The sequence below is a fragment of the Haladaptatus sp. genome (assembly GCF_049589095.1).
GTDB lineage: Archaea > Halobacteriota > Halobacteria > Halobacteriales > Haladaptataceae > Haladaptatus.
Genome location: NZ_JBAWAC010000265.1, coordinates 1 through 4,934 on the forward strand (window position 1 = coordinate 1; position 4,934 = coordinate 4,934).

Sequence of the window (4,934 nt, forward strand, 5' to 3'; positions counted from 1 at the left end):
GGTTCGGTCAGCACTACCAGCCCGCGATCACGATGTATCACCCCGCTCGCTCGTCTCTCACGTCCCTCCTGAAAAAGCACTTCCGACTGGGTCGTGGCCGGGCACAGATGCAACGCTATCACCCGAGCCGCGTCAAGAAGCCGAGCGTTCTCAACCCGCGAAACTATCTCCCCCCACATCCGATTCGATTCTACAAGAGCGTGACAGAGGTGGCGACACTGACGTGGACCGAAGTTATCCTCCTGTTTTTCATCGCCTATATGAAGCGGCTCACCTCGACTGCGGGCTGGGCCTACGAACACTTCGGCGAGGGCGACTGACCCCGCCCGCGTTCAGAAGCGACTTACACCCCCCGAGACGACTATCCGTATGCGACAGTTCATCGTTCTCGGTCACGACGCCCCGACGACGCCCGACTTCTCGCTGGACGACTTGGCGGGCGCAGCAGGGCGACTCGACGCCCTCTGTCGGTGTGTCAACAGCGCGTTTTTCCTCTCGCACGACTTTCGAAGCGACGTTCGATGCTTCCTCGTCCTCCAGGACGAACTGACGATCCGGTTCGAAGGGAGCGAACTCCGTCGACTCAATCCCGACGAGCGAAGCACGGCGGCGCTCGTCCGCAAAGCGCTGGAGGCGAAGGGGGAAGCAATCGGCCACATGGAAGCCGAGAGCACGCCCGGCGTGTTCATCTCGAAGCGCGACTTCGAAACCATCCTCTCCGAGGCGAGTCGGAATTCCACCGTGGTCGAACTCCACGAAGAGGGAACGCCCGTCGTCGACCTCGAACCGCCGGAGAACCCGCTGTTCGTGCTCTCTGATCACGGCAACTTCACGGACGAGGAGGCGGAACTGCTGGCCGACGAGTCCGACGAACGGGTTCGACTCGGCCCGGAACTCCTCCACGGGGATCACGCGATGACGGTCGCACACAACTATCTCGACACGCGGGGGTACACGGAGTACTGACCATGCGGGTCAGCGTCATCGGCGGTGGAACCGTCACCGAGACGGAAGCGGAACTGGCGGCGGCGGTCGGCCGATTGCTCGCCGAACGAGGCCATACCGTCGTCTGTGGCGGTCTCGGCGGCGTCATGGAGGCCGCCTGCCGCGGCGCGCAGGTTGCGGATGGACGGACGGTCGGTATCCTGCCGGGAACCGACCGTGACGCGGCGAATCCGTACGTCGACGTGGCCATCGCGACCGGACTGGGTCACGGACGGAACCCTCTCGTCGTGATGAACGGCGATGCGGTCATCGCCATCGACGGCGGGTCGGGGACGCTCTCGGAACTCGGTTTCGCGGGCGTGTTCGAACGGCCGACCGCCGGGTTGACGACCCACGACGTGCCGAACGTTCACCCGGTCGACACCCCCACGGAGGCAGTCGAATATGTCGAGGACGAAGCAGCGGAGATATCCTGACTTCGGAAGCGTTAAAGGTACCCCTCGCCATCTTCAGAATGCGGGCCGGTGGGGTAGCCTGGTATCCTTCGGCCTTCGGGTGGCCGTAACCGCGATTCGAATTCGCGCCGGCCCACTACCTTTCCCGCATTCTCAAAACGACGAGCGACAGCGAGGCGTTTCGAATTGCTTGGCGGCGCATTTCTACCTCACACTCAACACCGACGAGTGAAGCGGTTCGACCCACCGAGTCACCACCGTTATCCCCCCTCCCATTCCTAGCTCCATCAACATGACCGAGGGAGTCGATTTCGACGTCGCAAGTGCAGAGGAAATCGCGGGACGGCGGGACGAAGTCGTCGCCGCGGTCACGGACCACGCGGGCACGGTCGCGCGCGAACTCGCATTGCTTCAGGGAGGTGACTACGGCCAAGAGACGTTCAAGACGAACGCCGGGAAGTGGACGCTGAAGTACGAAGCGGGCGCGGTCCAGTACCTTCGGTTCAAAGGGAAAGCGGGCGGCGAAACCTACGTCGTCTCGTCCCAGCAACCACCAGACCCGGACGAACTCGCCACGGCGATGCGGGACTACGACGCGTTCGTCCGGGCGTACAACGAATTCGTTCGATCGAAGGAAGGCGTGCTGGACGACGTGGAAACCGACTTTCCCGCGGTCGAATCCACCGACACGGTCGTCTCCGAACGGGACCGCGTCGTCGGACGGATTCGGGAAGTTACGGACGTGATGGCCGGTGAACTCCACCGCTACAACGGGGTGGACTACGGGACGTTCACGGCCCGCGTCAACGGCAAGCGCTGGGAGTTGAAGCGCGAGGAGAGCAGAGCGTCGTACCTCCGCGTCGGCGGTCAGGGCGGCACGTATCTCGTCTCGCAGTACGAACCGCCCTCCGCGCCGGACGTGCGTGAACTGGCCGACGATTTCCGTGATTTCGTCGCGGCGTTCAACGAGCACGTGGACGAGTTGGAAGCCGACCTCGGGCACGTTTCTCTGTAACCCGTTTTACACCGCTTCCCCAAGGAACAAAACTCCCCGCGACGACTCTCCGGCATGGATTCCGAAACCGTCGCGATCGTCACCGCCGCCGGGCGGGGTATCGGCAAAGCGTGCGCACGAAAGCTTGCGGACGATGGCTACACGCCCGTTCTCCTCTCGAAATCCGGTGCGGCGGTCGATGTGGCCGAGGACCTCGGCGGCGTCGGATTCGAGGGCTCGGTGACCGATCCGGACGACCTCGATGCGCTGGTCGAGGCCGCAACGGAGCGCTACGGTCGTATCGACGCGCTCGTGAACAACACGGGCCATCCGGCGACCGGTGACCTCCTCGATATCTCGGACGAGGAGTGGCACGACGGGGTGGACCTCGTCCTCCTGAACGCGGTTCGAACCGCGCGGCTCGTCACGCCGGTCATGCGCGAGGAGGGCGGCGGTGCGATCGTGAACATCTCGACCTTTTCGGCGTTCGAACCGAGCACCGAGTTTCCGGTCTCCTCGGTGCTCCGCGCCGCGCTCGGGAGTTTCACGAAGCTCTACGCGGACCGCTTCGCCAGCGACGACATCCGCATGAACGCCGTGCTTCCGGGCTTCGTGGACAGCTACGAGGTTGACGACGAGACGCGAGCGAAAATTCCGATGGGGCGACCCGCGAAGACCGAAGAGATCGCGGATACCGTCGCGTATCTGGTCTCTCCAGCGGCGAGCTACGTCACCGGGCAGAACGTCCGTGTCGATGGCGGACTGACGGAATCGATCTGAATCAGCGTCCGGAGTAGACTGCCTTCGACCAGTTCTTCCCCGTCGATAAGACGAATACCGGTTCTTTGGAGCGACGACTCACTCGGTGTCGTTCCCGCCGCTCGTTCCGCCTCCGCTCGCCGTTCCTTCTCCACTCCCCGTTCCGCTTCCACCTACCGTTCCGCCTCCGGTGTCCGGCACGTCAGGTGAGTCGCTCGGCGTGCTCTCCGCCGGTGTACTCGACTCCCGTGACGTACTGGCCTCCCCGGCGGTCTCCCGTTGTCGAGATGTCGTCGGCTTGGCAGTATCCTGCCGCGTCGTCCCTCGCTTCGTTTGGGTTTTTGTTTCGGTCGTCGTCCCCGTTGTCGTCGTCTCCGTCTCCGTTGTCGTCGCCTCCCGTTCGAGTTTCCGATTACACGCCTTCGTGTTCGGGTTTCGCTTCGATATCGTCGCCTTCCCGCCCCCCAGCTCGTAGGCAGTGATGTTCACGACGACGAATCCCGACTCGCCGACGTCACCGACGTTCGAACGGTCGATCTGCGTTCGACCGCTTACCGGTCCGATTTCGTTGTACGACGTGGCGATCCCCGACGAGTCGTACCACGAACTGTTGATGGTCACTCGCTCGAACTTCCCAGTCACCACTGCCTTCTCACAGCCGAGGAACTCGATGTGTCCCGCCTTTTTGTCCGACTTCTCGTTCGTTTTCCGTTCGCTCTCGTCGTTCGATTCCCGTTTACTCTTCTCACCCGATTCGTTGCCGGTCCGCGACCGGTGTCCCTTCACTTTCCGACACCACGGCCCGGCGTACGGATTGTCCGCCGTGAACTTCGCGGGTAGTCCCGGATATTCTAACTTTCGCGTGTCGAGACTCACCGAGTCGATGGCGAACGGATACGGGTCGTGTGCCGCCGCCGGATGAAGGATGGTCGTTCCGCTGATCGGCCCCGGAAACAACACGTTCGTCCCGAGGCCCGTCTCGTCCCAGAAACTCGTGTTCATTTCGACGCCCCGGAAGGACCCTTTCACTCGCGCCGTGTTGCAGTCGAGAAACTCTATGGGCGTGTTCGCGGCGGGTGCATCGCCGAGTTCGTCCGGACGGACCCGATGACCGTTGAGATAGATCTTGACCTCGTTCCGCCGCTTGGCCGACAGCGAAACCCGAAATCGAGTGATTCGTCCGGTAAATCGATAGGCGTCCCCGCCCCCGGCTATCGCGCCGCTCGCGTGTTGCCCCCGGTTCGAAATACGGTCTTCCCCGTCGATGGTGACGAACCGGTCTGCGATGGGTGCGCCATCGCCGCTTCCACTCTTCCGGAGACGACCGCTCACCGAGAATTCGTATTCGATGACCGCTTTCGGACTTCCGCCAAAAATGACTAGGTGATTGATGGTTTTCCCACTCGTCGCATTCGCTCCCTCCGCTTTCGTCGATCGCGTCGTATCGACCATTCCCGACACCCCGACCACACTGGCCGACGCTGCAAGTACTCCTCGTCGGCTGATCCACTTCGTGTTCATGAATCCCGGATAAAATCCGACGTCATCACGAATAAAGCACGGTAACCGTTCTGTCGGTAGTTCGGCGGCAACGGTAGCCTACCGGCCTGACGGTCGACTGTCGAACGCTATCGTTCGCTTCGGCGGCGTCCGAAAGACCGGTGTGTCTTTGTTCCCGCCCGAGACAGACTGCATATGGCATCCGACAAGGACCCACTCGCGTGGGAGACGGTCGATTCAGACGTTGCCTACCACTGTCCGGGGTTCGACGTTCGAAACGA

At 62.5% G+C, this 4,934-nt stretch carries 5 protein-coding genes, 1 tRNA gene and 1 pseudogene; 6 read left to right on the forward strand and 1 reads right to left on the reverse strand.

What is annotated here, in order from left to right; translation table 11 throughout:
• The 6 genes and pseudogenes from WBV42_RS08580 to WBV42_RS08605 form a co-directional block, all read left to right on the forward strand.
• Nucleotides 1-320, forward strand: a pseudogene (locus WBV42_RS08580) (glycosyltransferase family 2); the annotation flags it as partial.
• Between the two features lie 49 nt (nucleotides 321-369).
• Nucleotides 370-966, forward strand: a complete 597-nt coding sequence (gene trmY / locus WBV42_RS08585; protein WP_423985660.1) for a tRNA (pseudouridine(54)-N(1))-methyltransferase TrmY — start codon at nucleotides 370-372, stop codon at nucleotides 964-966.
• A 2-nt stretch (nucleotides 967-968) separates the two neighbouring features.
• Entirely contained in the window at nucleotides 969-1,421 is a 453-nt protein-coding gene (locus WBV42_RS08590) for a TIGR00725 family protein (protein ID WP_423985661.1), read from the forward strand.
• A 42-nt stretch (nucleotides 1,422-1,463) separates the two neighbouring features.
• A tRNA-Pro gene (locus tag WBV42_RS08595) sits at nucleotides 1,464-1,536 on the forward strand.
• 156 nt (nucleotides 1,537-1,692) lie between these two features.
• Complete coding sequence (locus WBV42_RS08600) at nucleotides 1,693-2,415, forward strand: hypothetical protein (protein ID WP_423985662.1); 723 nt, start codon at nucleotides 1,693-1,695, stop codon at nucleotides 2,413-2,415.
• 54 nt (nucleotides 2,416-2,469) lie between these two features.
• The gene (locus WBV42_RS08605; protein WP_423985663.1) at nucleotides 2,470-3,174 is read left to right on the forward strand and encodes an SDR family oxidoreductase; all 705 of its coding nucleotides are present in this window, start codon (nucleotides 2,470-2,472) and stop codon (nucleotides 3,172-3,174) included.
• 78 nt (nucleotides 3,175-3,252) lie between these two features.
• Here the strand turns inward: WBV42_RS08605 and WBV42_RS08610 are convergent, their stop codons facing one another.
• Entirely contained in the window at nucleotides 3,253-4,674 is a 1,422-nt protein-coding gene (locus WBV42_RS08610; RefSeq protein WP_423985664.1) for a hypothetical protein, read from the reverse strand.
• Nucleotides 4,675-4,934: the final 260 nt, after the last annotated feature.

Bases quoted from the DNA above. Each gene is read 5' to 3' on its own strand.
- trmY (WP_423985660.1), top strand. From the start codon at position 370: ATGCGACAGTTCATCGTTCTCGGTCACGACGCCCCGACGACGCCCGAC.
- WBV42_RS08590 (WP_423985661.1), top strand. From the start codon at position 969: ATGCGGGTCAGCGTCATCGGCGGTGGAACCGTCACCGAGACGGAAGCG.
- WBV42_RS08600 (WP_423985662.1), top strand. From the start codon at position 1,693: ATGACCGAGGGAGTCGATTTCGACGTCGCAAGTGCAGAGGAAATCGCG.
- WBV42_RS08605 (WP_423985663.1), top strand. From the start codon at position 2,470: ATGGATTCCGAAACCGTCGCGATCGTCACCGCCGCCGGGCGGGGTATC.
- WBV42_RS08610 (WP_423985664.1), bottom strand. From the start codon at position 4,674: ATGAACACGAAGTGGATCAGCCGACGAGGAGTACTTGCAGCGTCGGCC.